This is a genomic window from Arthrobacter sp. Hiyo1, assembly GCF_001263615.2.
Lineage (GTDB): Bacteria > Actinomycetota > Actinomycetes > Actinomycetales > Micrococcaceae > Arthrobacter.
Genome location: NZ_DF952468.1, coordinates 223559 through 226273, shown reverse-complemented (window position 1 = coordinate 226273; position 2715 = coordinate 223559). Strand labels below are relative to the sequence as shown.

Below are 2715 nucleotides of genomic sequence, written 5' to 3'. Positions count from 1 at the left end.
TGGTGCTGGGCTATTTCCAGCCCACGTTCCTTTACGAATCGCTGTGGTGTGTCGTCGTCGGGCTTCTTCTTTTGTATGTGGACCGGCGCTTCACTCTCGGGGCGGGAAGCGTGTTCTCCCTGTATGTTGCCGGGTACACGGCGGGGCGCTTCGCTTTTGAACTGATGCGCTCCGACTATGCCAACTTGATCCTCGGGCTCCGGGTGAACACCTGGGTTGCCGCCCTGATCTTCCTCGCGGGCGCCGTCGCGTTTGTCCTCCTGTTCCGGCGCAGGCGCTCGATGGCCGTGCCTGGGGATTCCGCCCCGCACTCCTCTGAACCCCTGACCGCCGGCGGCTGACATGCCGTGCCGTTATGACGGCCCGGACCCGACCACACCTGGCCCACGTGCCTGAAATGCGGGCAACGCCCACCACCCTGGCGCTTGAGAAGCGCGGGGCACTACGCCCGAGACCCAACACGATCGATCCATCGCCGGAGAACCTGAGGAAGATATGTTCAAGAGATACGAATTAGGCCCTGGCCAGATGGGGGATCCGGCGTGCCCCGAAAGCCGCAGACACCTCCCATGGCGGCAGCTGTGACCCGCGGCAGGAACCGGCTCCTGGACACGGGAACAACGCTGGGCCGGATACTGGTCTTCCTCGGCGTGAGCGCCGTCTGCGGGATGCTCCTGGCTGGCCTGATGGTGCCCGCCGCGGCCGTGGCCGGGATCACGGCGAACGGCTCGGTCCAGTTCTTCAACCGACTGCCCGGCGAGCTGACCGTGGCCCCTCCCGGGCAGGTGACGAGGGTCCTCGCGGCAGACGGTTCCCAAATCGCGACACTGTTCAACGAGAACCGCACCCAGGTTCCGCTCGAGCAGATGTCGCCCAACATCAAGAACGCGATCATCGCGATCGAGGACTCCCGCTTCTACCAGCACGGGGGCATCGACCCGACGGGCATCCTGCGCGCCCTTGTGACGAACAGCGGTGGGGCCAGGCAGGGCGCCTCCACGTTGACCCAGCAGTACGTGACCAACGTGCTCAACGAGAACCTCATTGCCCAGGGCAAGGACGCCCAAGTCGTGCTCAACGGCCAGAAGAGCATCAGCGACAAACTTCGGGAGATGAAGCTCGCCATCGGCCTCGAGAAGCAGTTCTCGAAGGACCAGATCCTCGCCGGCTACCTCAACATCGTCTCCTTCAACGCCAACGCCTACGGGATCCAGGCCGCTAGCCAGTACTTCTTCTCCGTCGATGCCAAGGACCTCGCCGTGCCCCAGGCGGCCCTGCTCGCCGGCCTGGTCAACGGCCCCTCCCTGTTCGACCCGACCCAGCACCCCGAGGCGTCCAAGACGCGGCGGGACCTGGTCCTCGACGCGATGCTCCAGCACGGCTACATCAACGCCCAGCAACACCAGGACGCCGTCAACACCCCGATCCAGCTCAAGGTCAACCCGCCCAAACAGGGCTGCGCCTACGCCGTACAGGCCCAGTACTTCTGCGACTACGTCCTCCACCAGATCCAGAACGACCCAGCCTACGGCGCGACACAGGAGGACCGGATCCAGAAAATCAAGCGCGGCGGCCTGACCATCAAGACCACCCTGGACCCGCGCCTGCAAGGACCCGCCCAGGCCCAGGTCGACGCCACGACAGGGACGAACCCCGACAAATGGGGCGCCTCCCTCGTCACGGTCCAGCCCGGCACAGGCAAGGTCCTCGCGATGGCGCAGAACTCGCGCAAGCTCGGCACAGGCTTCGTCTCGGACTACAACTTCAACGTCGACCGCGCCGACGCCAACGGCAACGACCTGGGCGGTGTAGGCGGCATGCAGCCTGGCTCGACCATGAAGCCCGTGACCCTCGCGGCCTGGCTCGGCGAAGGCAAAACAACGAACCAGATTGTCGACGCGTCGAAGCGGCGTTACGGCGTCAACTACCCGTGGAAGACGACATGCGGCCCCGTCCAGGGCTGGTTCGACAGCACTCTTCCACCCTCCACGGACCTCCAGAACGACGAACCCAACTGGTACCGGCCCATGAGCGTCCGCGAGGGCATCTACAACTCAATCAACACCGCGACATTCGCGTCCCTGGCCGGCCTGAACGACTTCTGCGACGTCCAGCGGGCCGCCGACGCCATCGGCCTGCACCTGGGCGACGGGAACGACAAGAAGATCGACCTCTCCACCCTGGGCAATATCCTGGGCAGCCAGAACGTCGCCCCCCTGACGATGGCCAACGCCTTCGCAACCTTCGCCGCGGACGGCACGTACTGTGCACCCATCTCGATCGCCGAGGTCGACAACGCCCAAGGCAAAAGAATCGGCGGACAGGCATCCGCGTGCCAGCCGAACGCCCTGAAACCGGATGTCGCGAAGGCCACCACCAATGTCCTCCAGGACGTCCTGACCAAGGGCTCCGGTCTGCTGATCCCGCAGAAGCTCGGTGTCCCGGACGCCGCCAAGACCGGCACCAACCAGTACAACAACCAGACCTGGGTCCTCGGCTACACCAAAGGACTCGCAACGGCGTCCTTCTTCGGAGACCCCTTCAACGGCGGGCCTTCGCGGCTCGGACGCGACATCACGGTCAACGGCAGATACTACCCCGTGGTGGACGGGGCCTACATCGCCGGCCCACAGTGGGCGCAGTACATGCAGCAGGTCGTCGGTCTTTACGACCACGGCGACTTCGACGCCCCGCCGCAGAACCTCATCAGCGGCT

Annotated in this window: 2 protein-coding genes; both read left to right on the top strand. The window is 65.1% G+C overall.

The features are described 5' to 3' along the window. Nucleotides 1-341: prolipoprotein diacylglyceryl transferase family protein (locus AHiyo1_RS00920; RefSeq protein WP_172465462.1), on the top strand; the 341-nt coding region annotated here is incomplete at its 5' end. 228 nt (nt 342-569) lie between these two features. Next, a partial coding sequence (locus tag AHiyo1_RS00915; protein WP_059387315.1) for a transglycosylase domain-containing protein occupies nt 570-2715 on the top strand: 2146 nt, incomplete at its 3' end.